The organism is Agrobacterium fabrum str. C58, assembly GCF_000092025.1.
Lineage (GTDB): Bacteria > Pseudomonadota > Alphaproteobacteria > Rhizobiales > Rhizobiaceae > Agrobacterium > Agrobacterium fabrum.
The window spans coordinates 491074-515966 of the sequence record NC_003063.2 but is presented as its reverse complement, the minus strand read 5'-3'; the positions used below and the strand labels follow the sequence as shown (position 1 = coordinate 515966).

Below are 24893 nucleotides of genomic sequence, written 5' to 3'. Positions count from 1 at the left end.
GAATGAGTACTGGCGTTAGGGCTCTTTGGCGTAGAACCGGTCGTGAACGAACATGCCGGCAATCATGGCGCAGACGAAGAGGATGACCGGCGCAAGCCCGAGGGCGAAAGCCGAGAGTGCCGGGCCGGGACAGAAACCGGCAAGCCCCCAGCCAAGGCCGAAAATCGTCGAGCCAAGGATGAGCGGCCGGTCGATGCGGGTTTTCGTGGGAAGGCTGAAATCTTCCGCAAGGATGGGCCTGACAAGCAAACGGCTGAGCAGGACGCCCGGCACGGCCACAACGACCGCGCCGCCGAGAACGAAGATCAGGCTCGGATCCCAATGGCTGCTCGCTACATCAAGAAAACCCGAAACGCGTGCCGGATCGATCATGCCGGAAAGCGAGAGGCCGAAGCCGAACAGCGCTCCGGCAATGAGTGCCAGCGCAAGACGTGCCGCTGCCGGATTTTTCATGACAGCACTCCCACTATCGTCGCGGCACAAATGCCTGAAATCAGGAAAGTGGCAGTGGCGGCGATGGAGCGGCGGGAAAATCGCGCCAGCCCCATGATGCCGTGACCGGAGGTGCAGCCGGAGCCCATGCGCGTGCCGAACCCTACAAGCAGGCCGGCAATGATAATGAGCGGCCACGGCGTTACCACCGTGACGGCGGGAAACCGACCGAAGACGGCGGCATAAAGATAAGGCCCGGCCAGCAGGCCCGACAGGAAGGCCAGATCTGCAAAACGTCGCTCGCCACTGAGCGCCTTGCCCATGATGCCGCTGATACCGGCGATGCGGCCGTTAAAGACAAACAGCAGAATGCTGGCGAGACCAAGCAGCATGCCACCGAAGAGAGAGGGCCAATAGGGCGTCACAGATTTTCCTCCGGCGCGCAGAAAATGGCGTAGAGAGCCTCAATCAGCCGCGCCGCCTTGTCTTCCGCCAGCCGGTAGAAGATTTGTTTGGCTTCACGCCGTGTGTCGACGATACCCGCTTCCCGCAGCACGCCGAGTTGCTGGGAGAGCGTCGGCTGGCGAATATCGAGCTTGGCTTCCAGCTCGCCGACGGAAAACTCTCCCTGCGCCAGCGTGCAGGCGAGCATCAGCCGGGCAGGGTGAGCCAGCGTCTTTAAAAGTATCGCGACCTCAGTGGCGCGTTTTTCCATGGCGGGAAGGGGTATCTCGCCGATATCTAGGGGTTTTTCCAGCGGGGTTTCCGTCACCATGTGCTGCCCTCCAGCACGTCGAGCGGAAACTTCAGATAGTGCTTGCCATTCGCCTCCGGCTCCGGCAGGCGGCCGCCGCGAATATTGACCTGCAGGGCATGGAGAATGAGCTTCGGCATTGGCAAGGTGCGATCCCGCGCTTCCCTCAGACGAACGAAATCCTCTTCCGTCATGCCGGCCAGATGCGGATTGCTGCGTGTCTGTTCGCCCACTGTGCTTTCCCATTTCGGGGCGCGGCCGCCGGGCTGATAATCATGGCCGGTGAAAAGCCGTGTGTCGTCGGGAAGGGCGAGGATATCCTGAATCGACGCCCAGAGCTGTTTGGCGCTGCCGCCCGGAAAATCGGCGCGCGCCGTGCCGGAATCCGGCATGAACAGCGTATCGTGCACGAAAGCCGCGTTGCCCACCACATAGGTCACGGAAGCCAGCGTATGGCCGGGCGAAAACAACACGCGGGCTTCCAGCGAACCGATGCTGAACCGGTCGCCGGCCTCGAACAGCTGGTCCCATTGCGAACCATCGGTCTTGAAATCAGACCAATTGTATTTTTCCTGCCAGAGCTTCTGTACGCCGGTGACTTTGGCGCCGATGGCCGTCTTTGCGCCGGTCTTCTGCTTCAGATAATCGGCGGCGGAAAAATGGTCGGCATGCGGATGGGTATCGAGTATCCATTCCACCGAAAGCCCATGACGCTTCACATAGTCCAGAATGGCGTCAGCATTCATCGTTCCGGTCGCGCCGGATTTTTCGTCGAAATCATAAACCGGGTCGATGATGGCACAGCCGCCGGTCGCGGGGTCGGAAACGACATATTGCACACTCCAGGTGCGGGGGTCGAAAAACGCCTTGATGTGCGGCACCGCTGCCGACTGGCGCTCCAGCCAGCGCGTGGCGGCGCAAAGATCAAAACCATGCGTCTTGCCGAAATCCTCAATGTCGCTCCGCTGAATACGCCCGTCGAGCGCTTCACCGAGAACATAAAGCGTCAATGCCCGGGTGCCGCCTTTGCAATGGGCGAAAACGGGACCTTCGGCCTCGGCCATCTTCTGCTGGAAGGCGCGGATATCGGCTTCGGTGATGGTGGGACCACTGACCGGGATGAAACCATAATCCATGCCGGCGGCACCGGCGGCGCTTTTTTCCTGCGTATTGCCCGGCTGACCGGGCTCCTCGCCATCGGGCCGGGCATTGATGATGCTCTTAAAGCCCTGGGCGGAGAGCGATGGGAAGTCGGCAATCATGGGCTGGCCCGCAATCGTCAGACGTTCGTTGATCCTTACGGCCTTCATCGCCTTCTCCTGTTTGCTAAATTAGTATATATTATCATATAATGTATAATGTTTATTTGCAAGGGCTGAAAATTGCCGTCGTGCCCAATGCCTTCTGCGATCCTTTCAGGAGGATTCGAAAGGAGATTCTAGAGGCGGGATTTCTTCTTTTTGTGACGGGTGAACGGAGATCCGGCTGCATTTGGCGCGCAAAACACGCTGTGCCCGAAATTACTCGGGCACAGGGCGTCTTCTCCGGAAGCCGGTTAGATTTCGACGTGCCTCACGTGGCAAGCCTGCGGCGCGTCGCCTTCCAGCCAAGACAGATCGCAGCCAGAAGCAGGACCGTCTGAGCCACGACAAATGGCGGCTCGTTGCCGTTCGGCGCCAGATTGTTGAGGGTTTCGACCTTGAGGAAGGACTGAACGATCAACACGAACATATTGAGATAAAGGCTGATCGTGGCGGCGATCGTGTAGATGAAGCGCGATCTGCCATTGAGGCCATATCCGTAAAGCGCAACGAGCGCGATTGCCAGAAAGAGGGTCGAGATGATGCCGACGCCGAGTGCGGGCGTGAAATTCCCGATGGGAAATAAAAAGCCGGTAAGCGTGGTGGCAAGCGTGGTGACGAGAAAAACCGCCGTCATGCGCGGCATCCACCGCCCCACCGCATAAGCGGGCAGGGCGATCAGTCCGGTGGCGATGCCGATGAGGCTCAAGGCCACATGCAATGTCGTGAATTGGGGAATGGTCAGTCCAAGGATCATGATACGTCTCCCACTATTCGGTTCTGCCTGCACGATACCGGCTGGCGGCAAGTGCATGCGACAGATTGGGCCTCAACGCTGCGCGTGCTGCAAGGAAATTTTCAAGGTCGACCGTATCCGGCAGGGAAGGAATGGTCAGCGCCTCACCGAGATCGAGACCGGCAAGGGCCGCGTCCACCATGTCGTGCACGTCCATGACCATGGCGGCCGGGATGGCATCGAGCCGTTCCTCTTCCCATATCGCGGTGCGGGTGATGCCGGGCAGCACGGCTTGAACCCGCACGCCGGACGGCGAAAGCTGCGCCTGCAGTGCTTCGGTGAAGGCGAGCACGAAGGCCTTTGTGGCCGGATAGACGGCGGTGAATGCCGCCGGCATCAGCGCCGTGACCGAAGTCATGTTGATGATCGTGCCTTTGCCTGCGGCGGCAAGGCGGGGCGCGATGGCTGCCGCCAGCCGGGTGACGGCAAGAATGTTGAGATTGATCATCGTCGTCACATAGGCCGGGTCCAGTGCCGTGATCGCGCCTTCCCCGGCTATGCCGGCATTGTTGACGAGGCCGGTGATACGCTGGTCTTCGCGCAGCCGGACCTCGACCTTTTCGAGGTCTTCCGCGCTGGAAAGATCGGCGCTGAGAACCTCGACGGCAATGCCGTGGTCCTTTTCCAGCTGCGCTGCCAGTGCCTTCAGCTTCTCGGCACGCCGCGCCACGAGGATAAGATCGTGGCCGCGTCCTGCGAGGCGTTCGGCATATACGGCGCCGATACCATCGGATGCGCCGGTGATGAGAAAGGTATTCTGTGTCATGTCCGTGTCTCCGGTGTCTGGTGGTTTCAGGCGTTGATGAAGGTGAGGAGGTCGGCGTTGAACCGGTCCTGATGGGTCTGCGTCAGGCCATGGTCGGCGCCCTCGTAGATTTTGAGGGTCGCATGTTTGACGATCTTGACCGTGGAAAGTGCTGAAGCGCCGACCGGCACGATCTGGTCGTCATCGCCATGCAGCACCAGCGTTGGTTTGTCGAAGGCCTTCAGGTCCTGGTGGAAATCGCTTTCCGAGAAGGCGCGGATACTGTCGAGCTGGCCCTTGAGGCCGCCCATCATGCCCTGCCGCCAGAATTCCTCGCGAATGCCTTCCGAAATCACGGCGCCTTCGCGGTTGTAGCCGTAGAAGGGAATGGTCAGGTCCTTGAAGAACTGGCTGCGATTATCATAGGTGCTCTTGCGGATGCCATCGAAGACATCGATCGGCATGCCGATGGTATTGCTTTCCGTCTTCAGCATCAGCGGCGGCACCGCGCCGATGAGGGCGATCTTCGCGACGCGGGCCGTGCCGTGGCGGCCGATATAACGGGTCACCTCGCCGCCGCCGGTGGAATGACCGACTAGAATGATGTCGTGGAGATCGAGCTGTTCGATCAACTCGGCGAGATCGTCGGCATATTGATCCATGGTATTGTTGTGCCAGACCTGATCCGAGCGGCCGTGGCTGCGGCGGTCATGGGCGATGGTGCGGAAACCGTTATTGGCGAAGAACACCATCTGCGCATCCCAGGTGTCGGCGCTGAGCGGCCAGCCATGGGAGAAGATGATGGGCTGGCCGTCTTTCGGACCCCAGTCCTTGTAGAAGATGTGCGTTCCGTCTCTGGTGGTGATCGTTGTCATGGCTCTCTCTCCTGTTGCAGGCAGCTTGCTTGCGTCCCGTGGGAATAGAGATACTCTTGATGCAGCCGGGGCTGGATTGGCACTTCTGACAGAAAGCGAGCCAAAACTGACAAAACAGGGGTAGGGGCATGGCGGGTGTAACGGGAAGCACGCTGGAAGTCGGTCTGGTCCTCTACCGGGACTGTCAGATCGCCATGGTACATGGCATCACCGATCTTTTTGCCATCGCATCGGTATTTTCACAGGATCGTGGCGGGCCGAAATTGCGGGTCAGTCACTGGAGCATGGGGGAGAGCGGTGAATTCTCCCGCTGTCATGATACCGATCCAGGTGTGGGCCATCCCGACATCTTTGTCGTACCCGGAAGGCTGACCGGGCCGGCAGAAATCGAGGAGGCCGAGCCTTACGCCCGCTGGCTGCTCGACCGACACGCGCAAGGCGCGACGCTGGCAGCCAGTTGCGGCGGCTCCTTCATGATCGCCGCGACCGGGCTTCTGGCCGCCCGCCCGGCCACGACCCACTGGCTGTTTGCCGAACGGTTTCGTGAGCGTTTTCCCGATGTACGGCTGGAAATAGACAAGATCGTCATCGAGGACGGTGATATCATCACCGCCGGCGGGCTGATGGCGTGGACCGATCTTGGCCTGCGCATCGTTGACCGGCTGCTCGGCCCTTCGGTCATGATCGAGACCGGCAAATTCCTGCTGATCGATCCTTCCGGGCGGGAGCAGCGCCATTATAGCAGCTTCGCCCCGAGGCTGACACATGGCGACGAGCCGATCCTGAAGGTGCAGCACTGGCTGCAGGCGCGTGCCGGGCGGGCAACGAGCGTGACCGACATGGCCGGTCACGCCGGGCTGGAGGAGCGGACCTTCCTGCGTCGCTTCAAGGCGGCGACCGGTATGAAGCCCATCGAATATGTCCAGCATCTGCGGGTCGGCAAGGCGCGGGAGTTGCTGGAATTCACCCGCCGTTCGGTCGATCAGATCGCCTGGTCGGTTGGTTATGAGGATGCTGCCGCCTTTCGCCGCGTGTTTCACCGCATTCTCGGGCTTTCGCCGGGTGAATATAGAAGCCGCTTTTCCAGCAACTCAGCCATGGCGGCCGCCTGAACCTCCCTGCGGTTGCGCCGACGCTGACGCCGGCCCTTGCAATGTAGCGGGTGTTTGCTAACATGCCAGACAGGTTTAAAACAGGTGGGCCGGAATGGACATTGAGAGCAGCACCAAGCAAGTATCGCTTGCGGCGAAAATCAGTTCGGCCTTGCGGCGGGATCTGGCGGAAGGCGTGTTCCGCCCCGGTGACCGGCTTCCGAGCGAAAGCGAGTTGACGCGGGAATATTCTGTCAGCCGCACGGTTGTGCGTGAGGCCATCGCCATTCTTCGTGCCGATGGCCTGGTTGAAGCCCGCAAGGGGGCAGGCGTTTTTGCCATTGAGGCAAAACCGGCGAAGGAAGTGCCTTTCAACGATCTGGCGGTGGGACGGATTTCCTCCGTCATCGAGCTGTTGGAATTGCGCACCGTCTTTGAGGTCGAATCCGCCGGCCTTGCGGCCTCGCGCCGTTCCGCCGTGCAGGTGGAAGCGATTGTCGATGCACATCGGCGTGTGGGAGACTGCCTTGGCGCGGGCTTGCCGACGCGCGACGCGGATTTCGAGTTCCATCTGGCGATTGCACAGGCGACCCAGAACCGGCGTTTCCCAGAATTTCTCCAGCTTATCCGCTCCGGTATCATTCCCCGTGGCGAATTGCAGGGTGCGGCGCCGGGGTCGCGTCCCAAGGACTATAATCTGCATCTCCAGGAGGAGCATGCGAAGATCGTCGATGCCATTATCGAAGGGGACGCCGATGCCGCGCGCCAATATATGGCGGCGCATCTGCGCGGCAGCCTTGAGCGTTACAAGGTGCTTCTGCGTTCCCGTACCATGGCTGAGTGAGGCGGAAATAGCATAAACAACAATGGCTTATGCGCTGGCTCGTCGGTAAAGGGCAAGGGACGCGGCAAGCGTCAGCAGTGCGCCGCCGCAGATGCGGTCGAGCCACAGGGCGCCGGACTTGCGCAACACCCTGACCGCCTGCGCGCCGAGCAGCGCGTATCCGAACATCACGATAAAATCGATGCCGGCGAAGACCAGCGCAAGAACGGCATATTGCTGGATTTGCGGCGCGGCGGGATCGATGAATTGCGGCAGGAAGGCCGAAAAGAACAGATATCCCTTGGGGTTGGTCACGGCGACGAGAAAGCTTTTCAGAAAGATCGAGCGCGCCGATGCTGCGCCGTTTTCCTCCGTGGAGCCAAGAGCGCCAAGCATTCCTCTTGAACGCAAAAGCATGATGCCGAGGAAAACCAGATAACAAACACCCACCCATTTGACGACGCCGAACCAGAATTCCGAGGCGGCCAGGAGGGCTCCCAATCCCAGCGCAACCGCGCCAATCAGAACGACATCCGAAAGGACGGCGCCAGCCATGCCGATCATAGCGCGACGCACGCCGAATTTCGAGCCATTGGCGAGTGCCAGCAAGACGGTAGGGCCGGGCGTTGCAATGCCGATAAAGGCGACCACGGCAAAGGCCAGAAGCGTCACGTCGATCATATTTTCCTCCCCCGAGGTGGCAGACATTGTCGGCGATATCGCCGCAAGCTTCCATGTCCGCCTCTTGTGAAGCAGGAGAATACAGGCTTTTGCATTGGCGGCAATGCGGGCGATTTTTCTGAAAGAAGAGTGCCGGAACCGCCGCCCGAAACAACGCCGCGCACGCATTTCGCTGCCCTTGGCATATCGATTTCGGCGGCGCATGCTTGACAGCTTTCGACACCTGTGACAACTTGTGAATAGTTGTCAGACAGGATTGCGCTTTTATCCTTGCGCCGGTCGGTTTCTGGCAAGGGAGGAATCATGTCAAAAAGACGCCTTTCGCTTTATGGCCTCTCCGGCCAGATCGGAAGTATTGCGGTTACGCTGCTTGGATTGCTGTTGCTGACCTTTTTTATCGGCCGCCTGATGCCCGCCGATCCCGTGCGGGCGATCGTCGGCGAAGATGCGACGCGCGAAACCTATGAACAGGTCTATCATGCGCTCGGCTTCGACCGGCCGCTGTGGCAGCAGTTCATCTATTATCTCGGTGATGTCTTCACCGGCGATTTCGGAACTTCGATCCGAACCGGCCGCCCGGTGATCGAAGATATCATCCGGGTCATGCCAGCAACCATGGAACTTGCGACCTTCGCCATCCTGATCGGCGCCGGTCTCGGCATTCCCATGGGCGTTTATGCCGCCGTCAACAAAGACCGCTGGCAGGATCATCTGGTGCGCGTGCTCAGCCTGTTCGGCCATTCCATGCCGATCTTCTGGACAGGCATGATTGCGCTGATCGTTTTTTACGCCCATCTCGGCCTTGTCGGCGGCGGTGGCCGCATGGACCAGTTCTATATCGGTTTGGTGGAGGAGCGGACGGGCTTCCTGCTGATCGACAGTCTGCTTGCGGGCGATATGGAGGTGTTTTGGTCGGCGATCAACCACCTCATCCTTCCCGCCGCCCTGCTCGGTTATTCCTCCTCGGCCTATATCACCCGCATGACGCGCAGCTTCATGCTGGACCAGCTGGGCCAGGAATATGTGACGACAGCGCGTGTCAAAGGCCTGTCGCAGCGGCAGACGGTGTGGCTGCATGCTTTCGGCAATATCCGCGTGCAGCTGGTCACCATCATCGCCCTTGCCTATGGCTCGCTGCTGGAAGGCGCGGTGCTCATTGAGACCGTCTTCGCCTGGCCGGGTTTCGGGCAATATCTGACCAGCAATCTTATCATTGGCGACATGAATGCCGTGATGACCTGCGTGCTTATCGTCGGCGTCATCTTTATCGGGCTCAATCTCCTGTCCGACATTCTCTACCGCTTTTTCGATCCGAGGACCCGCTGATGACGGCCCGTGCAGAAACCTCTTCCCGTCTTCCCGTGCCTTTGAACGCGCTGAAGAATATCATCCTCTTCCTGCTGAAAAGCCCGACATCGGCCTTCGGCCTGGCTGTCCTGCTTCTCCTCGTCATCGCCGCGATTTTCGCGCCCTGGCTTGCGACGCATGACCCCTACGCGCAGGATCTCGCCAACACGCTGCAGGCCCCGGGCAACGGCCATGTTTTCGGCACGGATGAGCTGGGACGCGATATTTACAGTCGTCTTCTCTGGGGCGCGCGCATCACGCTCACCATCATCTCGCTGGTCTCGATCATCGTCGGCCCCGTCGGTCTTCTGGTCGGCACGGCATCCGGTTATCTCGGCGGCAAGTTCGATACGGTAATGATGCGCATCACGGATATCTTCCTGTCCTTCCCCAGCCTCATCCTGTCGCTCGCATTCGTCGCTGCACTCGGCCCGAGCCTCAACAATGCGATCATCGCCATTGCGCTCACCTCCTGGCCGCCGATCGCGCGTCTTGCGCGTGCCGAAGCCATGACTTTCCGCAAGGCGGATTACATTGCTGCCGCAAGGCTTCAGGGGGCGTCACCTCTGCGCATCATCGTCAAATCGATCATGCCCATGTGCCTGCCGTCTGTTCTCATCCGCCTTACGCTGAATATGGCGACCGTCATCCTCACCGCCGCCGGCCTCGGTTTTCTCGGTCTCGGTGCACAGCCGCCGCTGCCGGAATGGGGAGCGATGATCGCGACTGGACGGCGCTACATGCTGGACAGCTGGTGGCTGGTGACCTTTCCCGGTGTCGCTATCCTCTCTGTCAGCCTCGCCTTCAACCTTCTGGGCGATGGGTTGCGGGATGCGCTCGATCCGAAGCAGATGAACCGGAGATAAGACCATGGAAAAACCAATCCTTGACGTCGAAAATCTCCGCATCCGTTACGGCGGCTCGGCCACCGAGGCGGTGCGCGGTATCTCCTTCACGCTCGGCCGGGAACGTCTCGGCATCGTTGGTGAAAGCGGCTCTGGCAAATCCACCGTGGGCCGCGCTCTGCTGCGGCTACTGCCATCGGCGACGATCACCGCCGACAGGCTTGATTTCGAAGGGATTGATCTTCTCGCCCTCAGCGAAAAAGAGATGCTGAAGGTGCGTGGCCGGCGCATGTCGATGATCCTTCAGGATCCGAAATTCTCCCTTAACCCCATTCGCCGGGTCGGTGATCAGGTGACCGAGACCTATCTGCGCCACTTCAAGGCGTCGAAATCGCAAGCTCGTGAAAAGGCGTTGGCTATGCTCGATGCGGTGAAAATCCGCGATGCGGAGCGCGTCTACGAGCAATATCCGCATGAAATTTCCGGCGGCATGGGCCAACGCGTCATGATCGCCATGATGCTGCTTGCCGATCCCGATCTCGTCATTGCCGACGAGCCGACCTCGGCGCTTGACGTGACGGTACGGCTGCAGGTGCTGAATATTCTCGATGGCCTGGTGCGCGATCGCGGCATCGGCCTCATCATGATCAGCCACGACCTCAATCTCGTGCGCAATTTCTGTGACCGGGTTCTCATCATGTATGCCGGCCGCGTGGTGGAAACGCTTGCCGCCCGCGATCTCGATCAGGCGCAACATCCCTATACGCGCGGCCTGCTCGCGGCGCAGCCGCGCATTGGAGGCTCGCGCTCACCGCTTGCGGTGCTGGATCGCCGTCCCGAATGGCTGGAGGAGAAAGTATAATGGCCGTTTCCGTTGAAACCCGCGATCTCTCCATCACCTTCGGCAGCGGCCATACGGCACTAAAAGTGCTTCCTTCGGTATCCTTCCGCGTCGAACCGGGCGAATGTTTCGGGCTGGTCGGTGAAAGCGGATCGGGCAAATCCACCGTGCTTCGTTGCGTCTCCATGCTCAACGATTTCTGGACGGGCGACATCCTCATCGACGGCAGGTCGGTGCGCGACATACCGCTGATCGAGCGGTGCCGCATGCTGCAGATGGTGTTTCAGGATCCCTATGGTTCGCTGCATCCCCGCCAGTCGGTGCGCACCGTGCTTTCGGAATCGCTTGCGATCCATAAGCTCGGTGACCGCGAAGAGCGTATGCGCAAGGTCATCACGGATGTCGGCCTGCCGGTCTCCTTCCTGGACCGCTTCCCGCATCAGCTTTCCGGTGGCCAGCGGCAGCGCGTGGCGATTGCGCGCGCACTGATACTCGAACCCTCGCTGCTCCTGCTTGATGAGCCGACCTCCGCGCTCGATGTCTCGGTGCAGGCGGAAATCCTCAACCTGTTGCAGCGCCTGCGTGAAGAGCGCGGCTTCACCTATATCATGGTGACCCATGATCTCGCCGTGGTCGACCACATGTGCGACCGGTTCGCGGTGATGCTGCGTGGCGAAATCACCGAAATCCTGCCGCGCGAGGCCATCGCCGGCAATGGTGCGACGCATCCCTATGCGCGCGAATTGATCGGCGCTTCGCTGGAATATGAAGGCGCATGACGGCTCCAAAACGTGATCGTCCTCCTCCGGGGCGTCACGGATAATAAAATCCTCCTTCCTTGCCCGGCCTCCCTGCCGGGCATTTTTTTTGACTGGTTACGGCGGAGTGCGGAGGATGCGCTTTGGCCAAGCATTTCGGCCTTGCGGGGCTTTGTCGCCAACAAAAAAGGCGCGGGGGTTAGCCGCGCCTTATCTTATTCGCAGACAGGATGGCGGGTTACCGCTCCTTGCTCACTTCTTCGAACCGCGACAGCCAGGGGCTGACGATCATGCCCTTGACGTCGCTGCGGAAGGCGGCGGTGTCGACAACTTCGGAGAAGGGCTGAATGGACATGACGATCTCGTCCATATAGCCCTGCAGGTCCTCATAGAGCTTCGTCTGTTTGGCAACGTCACGCTCGACAAGGGCTTCCTCGATCATCTTGTTCAGCTTTTCATCGAAGAAGCTGGTGCGCCAGCTCTGGTAATTGGTGAGCTTGGCGTCGTCGGCATTGTTGGGATTATAGGCTATAGAGCGCAGGTTGTTGTCGGGATGCGGCTGCTGGCCGCCGCCGCCGCGGCCGAGCAACAGTTCGAAGTTGCGCTCGCGCATCGCGCCGTAAATCTGGTCGCCGGAACCGCTGATCAGTTCGGCCTGAATGCCAGCCTGGGCGAGCGTATTCTGGATCGCCGTTGCCGCCTTCATGAACGGGTCTTCAGAAAGCACACGCAGCGTCGTCTTGAAGCCGTTCGGATAACCCGCCTCCGTCAGAAGCGCCTTGGCTTTTTCGATGTCGAGCTTGTAGCCCTGATCCGGCAGCGCGCCCATGACCCCGGTGCTGAGGGAGCGCTGATGCAGCTTGCCGTAATAGGGCATGACCGCCTTGTCGAGACCGTCATAATCGATCAGGTAACGCAGCGCCTCGCGCACCTTCTTGTTGGCGAATTTCTCATTCTTCATCGAAACGCTGAGGTAATAAAATCCGGAACCGGGTGTAGATTCGATGGTCACGGCCTTGTCGGCCTCAAGCGATTTCAGGTCCGGGGCCTGCAGGGAATAGGCAACGTCGATATCGCCCTTTTCCAGCATCAGACGCTGCGATTGCGATTCCGGCAGATGGCGCATCAGGATGCGTTTCATCTTGGCCTTTTCGCCCCAATAATCATCGTTGCGGGTAAGGATGATATATTCGTTGGACTTCCACTGCGTCAGCTTGAAGGGGCCGGAGCCAGCGGAATTCAGCGTCAGCCATGCGCCGCCCAGATCGCCGTCCTTCTCGTTCTCAAGCGCGGTCTTGCTGTCGATTATGGAGCCGGGACCGTTCTGCGCGAGGATCATCAGCAGCAGGTTCGGGTCATCTGGTTTGGGGATATTCAGCACGAAGGTCTGGTCGTTTTCGGCAACGAACAGCTTGTCGGCCTCTTCCAGCTTGAAACCACGGGTTTTCAGGAAGGACGACTGCGCGAGGTTGCGGGCGAGCAGCCGCTTCAGGCTCCAGGCCACGTCCTTTGCCGTCACCACATTGCCGGAGGCGAATCTTGCATCGGCGCGCAGATAGAAACGGATCGATTTCCGGTCTTCGGCAATTTCCCAGCGTTCGGCAAGGCGTGGCTGAACGCTGCGATCTTCAGGGGAAAGCACGACCAGCGTGTCATAGACGTTGTTCAGAACCTGCACGGTCTCGCGGCCGGTGATGGCGGCGGGGTCGAGGGTCAGGATGTTGCTCATGGTCGTGGCGACGATGAGCTGGTCCTTCGGCGTTTCGGCAAAGCTGCTGAGCGGCATGGCGCCGATCAGCAGGGCGCCAAGCGCTGCGGTTGCAAGAAAATGTTTCATCTTTCCTCCCAATATGGCCGGTTCATACGGCCTTTCCACGTTTTGATCCACGCGCCCGGTTCCTCCGCAGGCGGCGCATGATCAGCCAAGAATGTCTCTGACCGGCGCGGCAAGCGCCCGGCCGATCGCCGCCGTTGCCGACGCATCCAGATGCACGCCATCCACCGGCGAGGCACTGGCGACCGATCCGGCATCGAAGAAGTGATGCCCCAGTTCGGCAGCGAGTTTGCGGTAAAGCGGCGCAAGCCGCATGGACTGTTCGATATCGCGGCCGCCCGCCGGTTCGCCGCCGGGGCCGGCGACGCAGGGCGGCGGCGCGACGATCAGCAGTTTCGGCACGGCCTCGCGCGGTTTGTAGATGAAGGTCTCGACAATCTGCGCCAGCCTGCGCATGCCGGAGACGGCGGCTTCGGCGCGCCCGCCATGCACCGGCTTGATATCGTTGGTGCCGAGCATGATGATGACGAGATCGAGCGGCATATGGCAGGAGAGCGCGACTTCGAGCGCCCGCGCGCCGTTGCGGCAGGCGGGGCCGGCATGGTCGTCGTAACAGGTGGTGCGCCCGCCGAGACCTTCGGGGTGAACCTTCGCCTTTCCGGCAAGCTCAGCCTCGAGCACATCCGGCCAGCGGTGCTCGACAGGGTGCCTCAGACCCGTGGCCGGGTCGGCTCCCCAGGTGAGGCTGTCTCCAAAGGCGAGCACCGTTTTCATGACCCGTTATCTCACCCGGTTGTTGTCGATGAAGGTAAAATCGATGTCCTCGCCAAGGCCCGGCCGATCAGGGACATGCACGAAGCCGTCGCGATCCATCGGGTCCGACAGCGACTTCAGATAGTCGTGGCCGTCATCATATTCGAGGAACGGATGTAAGAGGCCGCGCTCATACCAGCGGCAATTCTTTGTCGCGGCGACGACATGCAGGTTCATCGCCGTATTGCCGTGCACCTCGCATTCCATGCCGAAGGCTTCGGCCAGATGCATGGTCTTCAGCGCCGGCGTGATGCCGCCGACATCATTAACGCCGGTGCGCAGAATATCGCAGGCGCCGGCCTTGATCCATTCGGCGCGGTGCCAATGTTTGCCGGCTGCACTTTCCGGGCCGACGACGGGGATATCCAGATTGTCGGAGAGCCATTTGTAGGAGGAGAGCGACTGTTCATCCATCGGCTCCTCGATCCAGTCGAAGCCGAGCTTTTCAAGGCCACGGCCCAGCGCCAGGGCATCGGTGCGGGAATACCAGTGGAAGGCGTCGATCATCAGACGAATATCGGGACCAACTGCTTCGCGCACAGCCGCGCAGGCCTTGAGGTCCATCTTCACATCCGGCGCCCAGCTGACGGGCGGCATCCAGGTGTGCAGCTTGATGCCCTTGTAACCACGCTTTACCAGCGTTTCGGCAAAGCGGCCGTAGTCTTCAGGTGTCGCAAGCCCACCTTCCAGCTCGTCACCACACATGATGGAGCCATAGGCTAGCACCTTGTCGCGGTAACCGCCGATCAACTTGTATACAGGTTGTCCGAGCGAACGGCCGGCAAGATCCCACAGCGCGCAATCCACCACCGCCAATGTGCGGTCCGTCAGCTGTGCGGCCGAACCGCGCTGCCAGTGGGCAAGATCCTGCCACAGGCGTTCGCGGTCACGGTGGTCCTCGCCGATCAGAACCTTCTTGACGAATTTTTCGATGACATGCGGGCGAACGATCTCCGGCGCGGTGAAGGAGTGACCTTCCTGCCCATCTTCCGTCCGGACGGTCAGCATGGCCTGTTCCACCTGATGCGCCGGCCCCGGATGTGCATGACCTGCGCTGTCCGAGTGCCGACGGGTCGTCGTGCGGAAAACACGGACCTCGACGTCGGTAATGATCATAATTCCTCCCTCATGCAGATGTCTCGGCGTTTTGATTGCCGCTATGTCATACATGTATGCGTTATTTGTCAACATGTACGATAATCTGTATTACATGTTTGGATGAGAAATCAAGTTTATTTGCGCGGAACGCGACAGAGACGTCTCTGGTGGGATAGTGCGTTCTTGATCGGGCGAGGGGCAGTGTCACCTCAAAAGCGGAAGGCAAGAGCAACGCCTGTCATCGCAGGGTAATCCATAATTTTAGTGGATTATTGAATCGCGCAATGATCTTTCAACAATCGCCGTGACTATAAAAGACCATGCCGTGCCAGCCGTGCCGGCCATCGTGCATTCTGAAGACGTTTGCGCGGCACGGGAGGACAGCCGCACCTGCGCTGCCTGAGCCCCATCTTCCATCAACACCTGGTCCCGGATACACACCATGCCCCTTTCCCATATTTCCCATTTCGCCTTTCTGGTTCCCGGCAATTATCACGATGATGACCCGGAACGGGGACTGGAGGAGACCCTGCAGCTTTTCGAAGCCGGGGAGGGGCTGGGTTATCACAGCGCCTGGGTTCGCCAGCGCCATCTGGAACGCGGCGTTTCCTCGGCTGCCACTTTTCTTGCCGCAGCGTCGCAACGCACTAAGCGGATCGGCCTTGGCACTGCCGTCATTCAGCTGGGTTATGAAAATCCATTCAGGCTGGCCGAGGACCTCGCCACGGTTGATGTCCTGTCACACGGGCGGTTGAATGTCGGCGTTTCGGTGGGTGCGCCGCCCTTCGCTCACCTGATCTCTGACTATGTCGATACTGCTTCCGATGCGGATTACAGCCACGCCCGTGCCGAAAAGCTGGCAAGGGCCTTGAGATCGGAACCATTGTCTGGCGATACGGAGGCGGGCAATGCGGCAGGCGCGCAGGTGCCACGCCTTCGGCCCTTTGCCAGGGGTTTGACCGACAGGCTGTGGTATGGCGGCGGATCGCAGAATTCCGCCCGCTGGGCGGGTAAGGCAGGGTTCAATCTTCTGACCGGCAATATCGTCAGTGGTGAAAATACCGATGATTTTCTGACGGCGCAGGCGGCTCTTGTTGCGCGCTTCCGGCAGGAATGGGCGCATGAGCGCCAGCCGCGTATTGCGCTTGGCCGCGTGATCCTTCCGACCGATAGCGCAAGCCCCGCAACACGCCGCCGTTATGCGGAATTCGTTGCTGAGCGCGACAAGCGCACGCATGCGCCACATGGCGCGCGCCGCACGCTTTTCCTGCCTGACATCGTCGGTACGACGGATGAAATTCTGGAGACGCTGTGGCGTGATCCCGTGCTGCCGCATGTCTCGGAATTCCGTCTGGAATTGCCCTATGAGTTCCAGCCGGATGATTATCGTCAGATCGTGACGGATTTCGCTTCCGTTTTACCGGAGCTTTCGGGTGGAAGGCCGGTTTTGAAAGTGGCGACGGGTCAATAATATGTCCCTGACATCATCCACTCCCGCGCGCAGCGGGAATGGCGCGAGATGGACCTGTGGCGCTTTAATTGCGCCACATCTTTCGTTCAATCGGGATAAGGCAGACCATAACGATCGCGGACCGTTGCGCCTTCATATTGACGCGGGTAAACGCCGCGATCCTGCAGCACCGGCACGACCTTCTCGACAAATTCCTCGATATCGTCGGGCGCTCGCGGTGGCTGCAGGGTGTAGCCATCCACCGTGCCATCCTGCCAGAGATCGATGATACCATCAGCCACCTCTTCCGGCGTGCCAAGCAGCAGCCGGTGGTGCCCCTCCGAACGGCGCACGGCCTCGCGGGCGGTGAGCTTTTCATGGGTCAGCAGCTCGGAAAGGCCGAGCCCCATGCCAACAGCCCATTGCCGGTTCTGGTCGGGGACGAAGCGCTTGCCTTCGAGTTTCGCGTCGGGGTCAAAATCGCGCGGATCGATGCCGTTCTCTTTGGCGAAACGCGCCAAGAGGCCGTCTTCCGAACCGGTTCCACTGTAGAGTTCATGCTTGCGCAGCGCTTCTTCGCGGGTCTCGCCGAGAATGACGACGAGGCCGGGAACAATGCGGATGCCGGAGGGATCGCGGCCGAAAGAGACGGCGCGGTCACGCACTTTTTTGCCGAAGGCCTGGCCGGCGGGACGGGAGAGAATGTTGCAATAGATGATCTCGCCATGGCGTGCGGCCAGATCAATGCCGCCTTCGGACGCGCCGGCCTGCGCAATGACGGGATGTCCCTGCGGCCCGCGCGGAACGTTGAGCGGGCCTTTCACCTGGAAATATTGCCCTTCGTGATCGATTGTCTCGGCCGTCGCCGCATCCCAGAAGCGGTCTTCCGGCACATCGCCTTCCCGGCGCGGATCCCAGCTCGACCAGAGCTTTTTCGCCACATCGAGAAATTCGGTGGCCTTGGCGTAACGTTCGTTGCGCGGCGGCAGCGGGTCGTTGCCAAAATTGGCCGCCACATTGGGGTTGAAGGAGGAGACGATGTTGACGATCAGCCGGCCGCCGGTGACGACATCAATGGACTGCGTCCGTCGCGCAAAATTATAGGGCGAATTATAGGTGGAGGACACCGTCGCAACAAAGCCGATATCCGGCACCTGTGCTGCAAGCGATGTCGAGAGGATCAGTGGATCGATGGTGTGAAACGGGCGGCTGGCCGGATCGGTGAGCAGTGCCGGGTGATCGGACAGGAAAACAGCGTCGAACCGGCCCTTGTGGGCCAGTTCCGTCAGCCGCCGGTAATAGCCGATATCATTGATATCGTGCCGGTCTCCGCTCCTGTATTTCCAGGCATTGGGAAGATATCCCGTCGTGTTGATGCCGACATTCAGATTGAGCCGGCGTTTGGTCTTGCTCATGCTTCTACTTTTCTTTCGGTCCGCGTGGGCTGTCCGGCCTGCGGCCGGTGCGATTATCCGAAAACCTAACAGCCGGGGTTGGGGTCGCGAGTTAAAAATCCTTGCTGTTCGGAGAAGAAAAACTTTCAGCCGACGTGCAGCTGAATGGAGGATGCGATCAAACAAGTGGGCGACGATCCGACCAGAAATCCCGAAATTCTCGAAAGGATATTCCGTCGTCGCGCTCAGGCGAGGTCATGACGGAAACGAATTTCTCCAATGGCGCCTTAAATAGTACACTTTATCTATAGAAAATACCCCATGGCGTGTAGCGTGCCGTCCAGATCGCAATTTCGAGGACGAACACTATGGCCGATGCCGCCCTTCGCCAGGTAACCCAACCCGTAACCCTGTGGTACACACGTTGCCCGGCGCCCACGCCGCTTTCCATCGCGGTGCAACTTGGCTGGATAGAGGAGCGTTTCGCCGGCCATGGTATTTCCGTTTCCTCCATTCGGGATTCCGCCGATCCGGCCGTCAGGCAAAGCCATTTCGATCACCGGCTGGACTGGTCTTTCCGCCAGGGCGGCAATATTCCCCCCATCTGGGCGAAATCCGGTGGCCGGCAGACGCGGCTGGTGGGGCTGACGAGGACAGATGAGTTTCAGGCGGTCATCGCGCTGCCCGCAAGTGGCATAAGCAAGGGCCGCGATCTCAAGGGGCGGCGCATCGGCCTGCCGAAGCGGCCGAATGAAACCATCGACTTCCAGCGCGCCACATCACTCAAGGGCATCGTGTCGGCGCTCACCGTCTCGGACCTCTCCGTTGCGGATGTCGAGCTTGTCGATCTGACCGCAAGAGAGCCGGTGCTGCTTGGCCCGGACGATGAGCGGTTCCACGGTCTGCGCCGGCGGCTTCCCTATGGCGAGGAAATTGCAGCATTGCACCGGGGCCAGATCGATGCGTTTTTCGTCAAGGGTGCGGAAGGCGTGACCGTCGCCAATCTTATCGGTGCGCAGGTCGTCGTGTCGACGGGGTTTCATCCCGATCCGAAAATCCGCATTAATAATGGCACGCCGCGTCCCTTGACGGTGGACGCCACCTTTGCCGATGAACGGCCCGATCTGGTGGCGGAACTCGTGGCGACGGTCCAGCGGGTTGCCCAATGGGCTGAGGATAATCCGGCGGAAGCGGTGCGTTTCATCGCGCGTGAAATCGGCGTCAGCGAGGAGGCGGTTCTGGCCGCCAATGGCGCGGATGTGCATCGCAATCTGCGGCTCGACCTCGATGCGGACGAGCTGGAGGCGCTCAGCCATTTCAAGGATTTCCTGCTGCAATGGAAATTCATCCCCGACGATTTCGACGTGCGGGACTGGGCCGACCCTCGCGCTATTGCTGCACAAAACAACACCGAAAAGTGAGGGCGCCATGACAGCCGCTATTCTCGTAACGGGCGCAACCGGCAAGCTCGGCCAGCGTGTCGTCAATCGTCTTTTGCAGAAACAGGCAAAGGTTCGGGTACTGACCCGCAGGCGCGAGGATGCGCTGAAACTCTGGGGCGACAGCGTCGATATTGCTGAGGGAAATTTCTCCGACCCGGCGAGCCTGAAAGGGGCCTCACGCGATGTAGACAGGGTCTTCCTGCTTTCCCCCATCGGCAAAACGCTGGCAGCGGATCAGAATGCGGTGGTTGACGCGGCTCTCTCCGCCGGCGTGTCGCAGATCGTGAAACTATCCGGCTCCGACTGGACCCTTAAAAATGCGGCACGCTCGATCTCGGGTACCGCCCATGCGGCGGTCGAAAAGCATCTGGCGGAAACCGGCATAGCCCATACGGTGCTGCGGCCGAATGCCTGGATGCAGGTGGCGCTGGAACCCGTTGTCGCCGCTTTGCGCAACGGCGAGGATGTGCCTGCCCGTTTCGGGAATGCGGCCGTCTCTTTCATCGATGCCGATGATATCGCCGATGTCGCGGTAGAGGCGCTGTCTGCCAGCGCGCCGCCTGCCGGCACTCTGGTGCTGACCGGCCACGAAGCCCTGGCGGCTCTGGGAATCGCCCGCATCGCGGCCCGCATCCTGCATCGGCCGGTCGGAGTTTCGCATCAGTCTGCCTCGACCTTTCCGGCGCATATCGGTGGGTTCGAACAGAAGGCCATCGCCGAATTCGGGCAGCTGATTGGCGAAGGTCTCGCGGCATCCACCACAGATATTGTCGAACAGATTATCGGCCACCCACCCCGCAGCGTGGAGAATTATCTGCGTGCCCGGCTCGCCGTCGCCCAGCAGGGCGATCATTCCGAAGGAGAAAAGACATGGCGCTGACCGTTGCTTTGCCTGATGGGCTTGAGCTGAGAGGCCCCGCCGATTTCGCGGAAAGCCCGCTCAGCCGGGCAGCAAGACAGCCGCTGATGCTGGGCCTTTTCCTCAATCTGCAGGACATCAACTTCTCCAGCCTGCCGACCAGCAATAGCTGGACCTTCGACTACAATGCGGAACTGGTGAAGCGTGCGGAGGAGTTGGGTTTTGAAATCGCCTTCAGCCGCACGCAATGGCTGCCCAAGGGCGGGTATGACGGGGAATCCTCGCTCGACAGTTTCATCGCGCTGGGCGCCATGGCGGCGGTCACGAAGAGCATTCTGCTGATCTCCACCATCCATGTGCTCTACGGTCCCCTGCATCCGCTTCATCTCGCCAAATATGGTGCGACGCTGGATCATATCGCCAAAGGGCGTTGGGGCATCAACATTGTCACCGGCCACCGCGCCATCGAGCACGAAATGTTCGGCTGGCAGCGGATCGATCATGACAAGCGTTACGACATGGCGGGGGAATTGTTCGATGTGCTTCACCGCCTGTGGGGCGAGACCGAGAATTTTTCCTATGAGGGCAAGCTAAACCCGTGGGCGATCAACAATGGCTGGATCACGCCGAAGCCCGCCTTCGGCCGCCCGCCGCTGGTGACGGCGACCGGTTCACCCGCCGGTATCGATTTTGCCGCCCGCCATTCCGATCTGGTTTTCGTCACCTCGCCCGGCGGCGCGCATATCGACAGCGCGCTCGAAACGCTTCCCGATCATATCACCACCATCAAGAACCGCGCCAAGGCCTATGGCCGGCAGGTGAAGACGCTCATCAACCCGATCATCGTCAGCCGCGATACGGAGAAGGAAGCGATCGCTTATGCCGATGCCATCGAGGCCGGAAAGCCGCAGCCCGGCACGCGCGCTTTCGCCACCAATAATTACGACAGCGACGCCCATGCCTGGCGTGGCCGCGGTGATGCGCGCCACAAGCAGGGACGCAATCTCGGCGGCAATATCGAAATCATCGGCTCGCCGGAACAGGTGGTCGAGCAACTTGTCGGCCTGAAGAAGGCCGGAATCGATGGCGTGCAGCTGAATTTCTACGATTTCCGCGAAGATCTAGAATATTTCGCGCAGCGCATTCTGCCCTTGATGAAGGAGGCGGGCCTGAGGCTCTGACGTCTCTCATCGCCCCACCTTTCCAGTTCCAAAGCCCGCACTTCGCAATCGCCGAGATTGCGAGAACGATATTTTTTGCCCTGAGGAGATACCGTGAATATTGCCGTCGACCCCGTCAAAACACCCGCCCCGAAAGTCATAGACCGGATCGGGACCTATGTTCCCGAACTCGTCTCCATTCGCCACGATCTGCACCAGCATCCGGAAATCGGTTTCGAAGAGGTGCGCACCTCCGGCATCGTCGCGGAAAAGCTCACCTCCTGGGGCATCGAGGTGCATCGCGGTTATGGCAAGACCGGCGTGGTCGGCGTGTTGCGCGGCCGGCATGCGGGCAATCGCTCCATCGGGTTGCGAGCCGATATGGATGCACTGCCGATGCCCGAAGAAACCGGATTGCCCTATACATCCGTCTATCCCGGCAAGTTTCATGGCTGCGGGCATGATGTGCACACCACAATTTTACTCGGCACCGCACGTTATCTCGCGGAAACCCGTGATTTTGCCGGCACGGTGGTCTTCATTTTTCAGCCAGCCGAGGAAGGTCTGGGCGGCGCACGCGCCATGATCGCCGACGGGCTCTTCAAGGATTTCCCGGTCGATGAAATTTATGGGCTGCACAATTCCACCCATGCCGCGCCCAATTATCTGAAGGTTTCACCCGGCACCATTCTGGCAGGCGCGGATTTCTTCGATATTCGCCTGAAGGGCAGGGGTGCCCATGCCGCGCACCCGGATGTCTCGCGGGATCCGGTGCCGGCGACGGGTGAACTCATCCAGGCCTTGCAGACCATCGTCAGCCGCAACGTCTCACCGACCGACCCCGCCGTGCTGTCGATCACCCGCATCGAGGCGGGATCGGCCTATAATGTCATTCCCGAGACGGCCTCGATTGCAGGCACTGTGCGGGCCTTCTCCGACAGCGTGCGTGAAACGATCCGCGGCCGAATCCGTACGATCTCGGATCACATTGCCGCCGCCCATGGTCTCACCGCCGAGGTGGATATTCGCGATATATTCTCGGTTCTGACCAATGATGACGCGTCGGTGGAGATCGTGGCCAGCGTGGCGCGCGAGGTCCTGGGAGATGAGCGCGTTTCCACCGAGCCCGGCCGCTTCATGGGCAGCGAGGATTTCGCCGATCTCCTGAAACATGCACCCGGTGCGTTTTTCACCCTCGGTCATTCCGGCACCGTGCCGGCTCATAATCCCGGTTTCATTGTCGACGACGCCATTCTGCCGGTCGGCGCCACCTTGTTTGCCCGGCTGGTGGAAACCCGGCTGAGACCTGCCTGAAAATTTAATAACAAGCCTGCAAGAGGAAACATCCATGGATATTACAAGACGTAAGACATTGCTTCTGAGTGCTGCCCTTGCCGGGGCCATGCTGTTGCCGTCAATGCCTGCTCTGGCGACGGAGACGCCGAAAAAGGGTGGGATCGTCACTCTTGCAGGTCTTGGCGAGCCAACGACGCTGGTACCGCTTTCCGATTCCAACACCCGCACCCGTGCTATTTCCACGAAAATCCTCGAAGGGCTGGTCCGGTTCGACAGCGAGTTCAAGCCGCATCCCGTGCTTGCCGAAAGCTGGGAAACGTCCGCCGACGGGCTGCGCTACACCTTCAAGCTGCGCAAGGGTGTCAAATGGCATGACGGCAAGGATTTTACCGCGCAGGATGTGAAATTTTCGCTGCTGGCCTTCAAGAAGGTCGGGCCGCGCGGGCGTATTACCTTCGCCAATCTTGCCGATATCGAAACGCCCAATCCGCTGACTGCCGTCGTGGTGCTTTCCAAACCCGCGCCCTATCTTCTGCGGGCGCTGACCGGCGGCGAAACGCCCATTCTGCCGGCCCATGCCTATGCCTCTGAGAATTACAATGAGAGCCCGAACGGCAACGCGCCTGTCGGCACAGGCCCCTTCGTGTTTGAGGAATGGAAGCGCGGCAGCTACGTGAAGCTGAAGAAGAACCCGGATTATTGGCAGGCCGATCTGCCCTATCTCGACGGTTTCGTCGCGCGCTTTGTTGCGGACGCGGCTTCCACCACTATTTCTGTGGAAACGGGGGAGGCTGATTACACTGCCGATGTCTCCTACAGCGATCTGGAGCGCCTGCGGCAGAATCCGAAACTGGCGGTGGAGGTCTATACCGACGCCTATCTCAACAATGCCGCGATATTCGAGTTCAATCTGGAGAACGCGATCCTTGCGAAGAAGGAGGTTCGCCACGCGCTGGCCCATGCCATTGACCGCAATTTCATCAATGACGCGATCTTCTTCGGGACGGCCAAACCAGCCGGTTCAAACATTCCGGCGGTCTTCTCCACCTATAATGACGAGAAGCCCTTCACCTATCCCTTTGATCTGGCCAAGGCGAACGAATTGTTGGACAAGGCGGGGTATCCTAAGGGCGCGGATGGCACTCGCTTTTCGCTGCGGCTCGCCTTTCTGCCGTCCGACGTCTTCCGCAAAACCTCCGAATATCTCCGCTCATCCTTCGGCAAACTGGGCGTGAAGGTGGATATCGTCGAAGGCGATCTCGCCACCTTCATCAAGCGCGTCTATACGGAGCGCGGTTTTGACCTGACGGTGAATGGTATCAGCCGGTTGTTCGATCCGACGGCGGGCGTGCAGCGCCTCTATTGGTCCGACGGCATCAAGAACCCCGCGCCTTATGTCAACGCTGCCCACTACAACAATCCGACGGTCGACGACCTTTTCCGGGCCGCCGCTATCGAGGTGGATGAAACGAAACGAGCCGGGCAGTTCCATGAGATCCAGAAAGTTGTCGGCGATGACCTGCCGAATTTCTCGATCGTTGCTTTGCCGACCGTCATTCTTCGCAACACCAGCCTGAAGTCCCTCGTCACGACCATCGACATTGCCTATGGCGATTTGTCGACGGCCTGGAAAAGCGAGTGAATATTGGCGCATCGGATGCATCCGCACACCTCCACCCCGATCGAGAGGTCCGCGAGAACCAAATGAACCGGCAGTTTTGCCGGTTTTTTTATCGCGGAAACGGCTCCCAGCTGCGTTTGCACCTTCGCGCGCCAAGTTCGTTTTCGAGAAAAACATTGCTTGTGAAACAAGTCGTTCAGAACAGCGGTGCCGATTGACCGAATTCTAAAAAAATCAATTTCATCAATAATTTAGCGCGAAGGAAATCTTTGTTTCAAAGCAAGAATTGCTTTCTGGACCCGCGCTTTGGCCGTCTGCACTGTGAGCTGGAAATCTCACCCTCACATGATGGATGCCATGGCCAAGGACACGCTTTTTTTGATCTCCCCCGGTTTCGAAGACCCAAAGCACCCCGGTGTCCGCTTCGTCTGCCCGCATTGTAACCAGATCGAAGGACTGCTGGCCGCCTTTCCGGACCTTGCCGCCGGGATCGATATCCACCGTGTCGGTTTTCAGCGCCCGCGAGAAGCGGTCATTGCCGTCGCGGGCGAGGAAAACCAGTCGCTGCCGCTGTTTGTTTTTGCCGGCGATGCGCCCGCCGATGCGGCAAGCCACGGCGACACGCACTTCATTCAGGACACGAAACGAATTTTGCAAATCCTCGCCGAACGCCACGGGTTCCCGCAGCTCCATTGAG

The 24893-nt window shown here is 59.9% G+C and carries 25 protein-coding genes; 13 read left to right on the top strand and 12 right to left on the bottom strand.

From position 1 onward, the window contains the following. Nucleotides 1-15: 15 nt before the first annotated feature. From ATU_RS16060 to ATU_RS16030, 7 genes are all read right to left on the bottom strand, one after another. Nucleotides 16-453 (bottom strand): YeeE/YedE family protein, encoded by a 438-nt coding sequence (locus ATU_RS16060; RefSeq protein WP_010973065.1) that lies wholly within the window; start codon nt 451-453, stop codon nt 16-18. Next, complete coding sequence (locus ATU_RS16055; RefSeq protein WP_035257334.1) at nt 450-857, bottom strand: YeeE/YedE family protein; 408 nt, start codon at nt 855-857, stop codon at nt 450-452. Before ATU_RS16055 ends, ATU_RS16060 begins: the two co-directional genes overlap by 4 nt. After that, nucleotides 854-1207, bottom strand: coding sequence for a sulfite-sensing transcriptional repressor BigR (gene bigR / locus ATU_RS16050; RefSeq protein WP_010973063.1), 354 nt, complete (start codon nt 1205-1207; stop codon nt 854-856). The genes ATU_RS16055 and bigR overlap by 4 nt, the downstream gene beginning before the upstream one ends. Continuing rightward, complete coding sequence (gene blh / locus ATU_RS16045; protein ID WP_010973062.1) at nt 1201-2496, bottom strand: bifunctional sulfur transferase/dioxygenase Blh; 1296 nt, start codon at nt 2494-2496, stop codon at nt 1201-1203. The genes bigR and blh overlap by 7 nt, the downstream gene beginning before the upstream one ends. 262 nt (nt 2497-2758) lie before the next feature. Next, complete coding sequence (locus ATU_RS16040) at nt 2759-3244, bottom strand: hypothetical protein (RefSeq protein ID WP_006315053.1); 486 nt, start codon at nt 3242-3244, stop codon at nt 2759-2761. 13 nt (nt 3245-3257) lie between these two features. Continuing rightward, the gene (locus ATU_RS16035) at nt 3258-4049 is read right to left on the bottom strand and encodes an SDR family NAD(P)-dependent oxidoreductase (protein ID WP_010973061.1); all 792 of its coding nucleotides are present in this window, start codon (nt 4047-4049) and stop codon (nt 3258-3260) included. 26 nt (nt 4050-4075) lie between these two features. Beyond that, nucleotides 4076-4903, bottom strand: coding sequence for an alpha/beta fold hydrolase (locus tag ATU_RS16030; protein WP_010973060.1), 828 nt, complete (start codon nt 4901-4903; stop codon nt 4076-4078). A 128-nt stretch (nt 4904-5031) separates the two neighbouring features. Between ATU_RS16030 and ATU_RS16025 the strand changes: the two genes are divergently transcribed. Continuing rightward, on the top strand, nt 5032-6015 hold the full coding sequence (locus ATU_RS16025; protein WP_006315056.1) for a GlxA family transcriptional regulator: 984 nt from the start codon (nt 5032-5034) through the stop codon (nt 6013-6015). A 94-nt stretch (nt 6016-6109) separates the two neighbouring features. Beyond that, nucleotides 6110-6838, top strand: coding sequence for a FadR/GntR family transcriptional regulator (locus ATU_RS16020; protein WP_010973059.1), 729 nt, complete (start codon nt 6110-6112; stop codon nt 6836-6838). A gap of 27 nt (nt 6839-6865) precedes the next feature. Here ATU_RS16020 and ATU_RS16015 read toward each other — a convergent pair whose 3' ends face one another. Next, complete coding sequence (locus ATU_RS16015) at nt 6866-7498, bottom strand: LysE family translocator (protein ID WP_010973058.1); 633 nt, start codon at nt 7496-7498, stop codon at nt 6866-6868. Nucleotides 7499-7801: 303 nt separating this feature from the next. Between ATU_RS16015 and ATU_RS16010 the strand changes: the two genes are divergently transcribed. Genes ATU_RS16010 through ATU_RS15995 form a run of 4 tightly spaced genes read left to right on the top strand, consistent with a single transcriptional unit; the run spans nt 7802 to nt 11310 of the window. Continuing rightward, on the top strand, nt 7802-8824 hold the full coding sequence (locus ATU_RS16010; protein ID WP_006315059.1) for an ABC transporter permease: 1023 nt from the start codon (nt 7802-7804) through the stop codon (nt 8822-8824). Continuing rightward, nucleotides 8824-9711 carry an ABC transporter permease gene (locus ATU_RS16005; RefSeq protein ID WP_006315060.1) on the top strand — a complete coding sequence of 296 codons (888 nt, stop codon included), beginning with the start codon at nt 8824-8826 and terminating at the stop codon, nt 9709-9711. The genes ATU_RS16010 and ATU_RS16005 overlap by 1 nt, the downstream gene beginning before the upstream one ends. Nucleotides 9712-9715: 4 nt before the next feature. Next, nucleotides 9716-10552: an ABC transporter ATP-binding protein gene (locus tag ATU_RS16000; protein ID WP_010973057.1), complete on the top strand. Its 837-nt coding sequence runs from the start codon at nt 9716-9718 to the stop codon at nt 10550-10552. Continuing rightward, nucleotides 10552-11310: an ABC transporter ATP-binding protein gene (locus tag ATU_RS15995; protein WP_010973056.1), complete on the top strand. Its 759-nt coding sequence runs from the start codon at nt 10552-10554 to the stop codon at nt 11308-11310. The genes ATU_RS16000 and ATU_RS15995 overlap by 1 nt, the downstream gene beginning before the upstream one ends. Nucleotides 11311-11527: 217 nt before the next feature. Here the strand turns inward: ATU_RS15995 and ATU_RS15990 are convergent, their stop codons facing one another. From ATU_RS15990 to ATU_RS15980, 3 genes are all read right to left on the bottom strand, one after another. Continuing rightward, nucleotides 11528-13126 carry an ABC transporter substrate-binding protein gene (locus ATU_RS15990; protein WP_010973055.1) on the bottom strand — a complete coding sequence of 533 codons (1599 nt, stop codon included), beginning with the start codon at nt 13124-13126 and terminating at the stop codon, nt 11528-11530. Between the two features lie 81 nt (nt 13127-13207). After that, the gene (locus ATU_RS15985; protein ID WP_010973054.1) at nt 13208-13837 is read right to left on the bottom strand and encodes an SGNH/GDSL hydrolase family protein; all 630 of its coding nucleotides are present in this window, start codon (nt 13835-13837) and stop codon (nt 13208-13210) included. A 6-nt stretch (nt 13838-13843) separates the two neighbouring features. Further along, nucleotides 13844-14992, bottom strand: a complete 1149-nt coding sequence (locus ATU_RS15980; RefSeq protein ID WP_010973053.1) for a mandelate racemase family protein — start codon at nt 14990-14992, stop codon at nt 13844-13846. 424 nt (nt 14993-15416) lie between these two features. Between ATU_RS15980 and ATU_RS15975 the strand changes: the two genes are divergently transcribed. Beyond that, nucleotides 15417-16445: an LLM class flavin-dependent oxidoreductase gene (locus ATU_RS15975; RefSeq protein ID WP_010973052.1), complete on the top strand. Its 1029-nt coding sequence runs from the start codon at nt 15417-15419 to the stop codon at nt 16443-16445. Between the two features lie 86 nt (nt 16446-16531). On the opposite strand, the gene ATU_RS15970 is transcribed toward ATU_RS15975, so the two are convergent. Further along, the gene (locus tag ATU_RS15970; RefSeq protein WP_010973051.1) at nt 16532-17839 is read right to left on the bottom strand and encodes an NtaA/DmoA family FMN-dependent monooxygenase; all 1308 of its coding nucleotides are present in this window, start codon (nt 17837-17839) and stop codon (nt 16532-16534) included. A 347-nt stretch (nt 17840-18186) separates the two neighbouring features. On the opposite strand from ATU_RS15970, the gene ATU_RS15965 reads away from it, so the two are divergent. The 6 genes from ATU_RS15965 (at nt 18187) to ATU_RS15940 (ending at nt 24892) form a co-directional block, all read left to right on the top strand. After that, nucleotides 18187-19239 carry an ABC transporter substrate-binding protein gene (locus ATU_RS15965; protein ID WP_010973050.1) on the top strand — a complete coding sequence of 351 codons (1053 nt, stop codon included), beginning with the start codon at nt 18187-18189 and terminating at the stop codon, nt 19237-19239. A 7-nt stretch (nt 19240-19246) separates the two neighbouring features. Then, complete coding sequence (locus ATU_RS15960; protein WP_010973049.1) at nt 19247-20140, top strand: NmrA family NAD(P)-binding protein; 894 nt, start codon at nt 19247-19249, stop codon at nt 20138-20140. After that, on the top strand, nt 20131-21300 hold the full coding sequence (locus ATU_RS15955; RefSeq protein WP_010973048.1) for an LLM class flavin-dependent oxidoreductase: 1170 nt from the start codon (nt 20131-20133) through the stop codon (nt 21298-21300). The genes ATU_RS15960 and ATU_RS15955 overlap by 10 nt, the downstream gene beginning before the upstream one ends. 93 nt (nt 21301-21393) lie before the next feature. Continuing rightward, entirely contained in the window at nt 21394-22593 is a 1200-nt protein-coding gene (locus ATU_RS15950; RefSeq protein WP_010973047.1) for a M20 aminoacylase family protein, read from the top strand. 34 nt (nt 22594-22627) lie between these two features. Next, complete coding sequence (locus tag ATU_RS15945; protein WP_035257341.1) at nt 22628-24217, top strand: ABC transporter substrate-binding protein; 1590 nt, start codon at nt 22628-22630, stop codon at nt 24215-24217. 324 nt (nt 24218-24541) lie between these two features. Continuing rightward, a complete protein-coding gene (locus ATU_RS15940) occupies nt 24542-24892 on the top strand; it encodes a DUF3088 domain-containing protein (RefSeq protein WP_006315076.1) in 351 nt (116 codons plus the stop codon). Nucleotide 24893 lies beyond the last annotated feature (1 nt).

Coding starts and splice junctions, on each gene's coding strand:
- ATU_RS16015 (WP_010973058.1), bottom strand. CDS start 7,498: ATGATCGACGTGACGCTTCTGGCCTTTGCCGTGGTCGCCTTTATCGGC.
- ATU_RS15955 (WP_010973048.1), top strand. CDS start 20,131: ATGGCGCTGACCGTTGCTTTGCCTGATGGGCTTGAGCTGAGAGGCCCC.
- ATU_RS15940 (WP_006315076.1), top strand. CDS start 24,542: ATGATGGATGCCATGGCCAAGGACACGCTTTTTTTGATCTCCCCCGGT.
- ATU_RS15965 (WP_010973050.1), top strand. CDS start 18,187: ATGGCCGATGCCGCCCTTCGCCAGGTAACCCAACCCGTAACCCTGTGG.
- ATU_RS15980 (WP_010973053.1), bottom strand. CDS start 14,992: ATGATCATTACCGACGTCGAGGTCCGTGTTTTCCGCACGACGACCCGT.
- ATU_RS16025 (WP_006315056.1), top strand. CDS start 5,032: ATGGCGGGTGTAACGGGAAGCACGCTGGAAGTCGGTCTGGTCCTCTAC.
- ATU_RS15975 (WP_010973052.1), top strand. CDS start 15,417: ATGCCCCTTTCCCATATTTCCCATTTCGCCTTTCTGGTTCCCGGCAAT.
- ATU_RS15970 (WP_010973051.1), bottom strand. CDS start 17,839: ATGAGCAAGACCAAACGCCGGCTCAATCTGAATGTCGGCATCAACACG.
- ATU_RS16020 (WP_010973059.1), top strand. CDS start 6,110: ATGGACATTGAGAGCAGCACCAAGCAAGTATCGCTTGCGGCGAAAATC.
- ATU_RS15995 (WP_010973056.1), top strand. CDS start 10,552: ATGGCCGTTTCCGTTGAAACCCGCGATCTCTCCATCACCTTCGGCAGC.
- ATU_RS16060 (WP_010973065.1), bottom strand. CDS start 453: ATGAAAAATCCGGCAGCGGCACGTCTTGCGCTGGCACTCATTGCCGGA.
- ATU_RS15985 (WP_010973054.1), bottom strand. CDS start 13,837: ATGAAAACGGTGCTCGCCTTTGGAGACAGCCTCACCTGGGGAGCCGAC.
- ATU_RS16030 (WP_010973060.1), bottom strand. CDS start 4,903: ATGACAACGATCACCACCAGAGACGGAACGCACATCTTCTACAAGGAC.
- ATU_RS16040 (WP_006315053.1), bottom strand. CDS start 3,244: ATGATCCTTGGACTGACCATTCCCCAATTCACGACATTGCATGTGGCC.
- ATU_RS15945 (WP_035257341.1), top strand. CDS start 22,628: ATGGATATTACAAGACGTAAGACATTGCTTCTGAGTGCTGCCCTTGCC.
- ATU_RS16010 (WP_006315059.1), top strand. CDS start 7,802: ATGTCAAAAAGACGCCTTTCGCTTTATGGCCTCTCCGGCCAGATCGGA.
- bigR (WP_010973063.1), bottom strand. CDS start 1,207: ATGGTGACGGAAACCCCGCTGGAAAAACCCCTAGATATCGGCGAGATA.
- ATU_RS15990 (WP_010973055.1), bottom strand. CDS start 13,126: ATGAAACATTTTCTTGCAACCGCAGCGCTTGGCGCCCTGCTGATCGGC.
- ATU_RS15960 (WP_010973049.1), top strand. CDS start 19,247: ATGACAGCCGCTATTCTCGTAACGGGCGCAACCGGCAAGCTCGGCCAG.
- ATU_RS16005 (WP_006315060.1), top strand. CDS start 8,824: ATGACGGCCCGTGCAGAAACCTCTTCCCGTCTTCCCGTGCCTTTGAAC.
- ATU_RS16035 (WP_010973061.1), bottom strand. CDS start 4,049: ATGACACAGAATACCTTTCTCATCACCGGCGCATCCGATGGTATCGGC.
- ATU_RS16000 (WP_010973057.1), top strand. CDS start 9,716: ATGGAAAAACCAATCCTTGACGTCGAAAATCTCCGCATCCGTTACGGC.
- blh (WP_010973062.1), bottom strand. CDS start 2,496: ATGAAGGCCGTAAGGATCAACGAACGTCTGACGATTGCGGGCCAGCCC.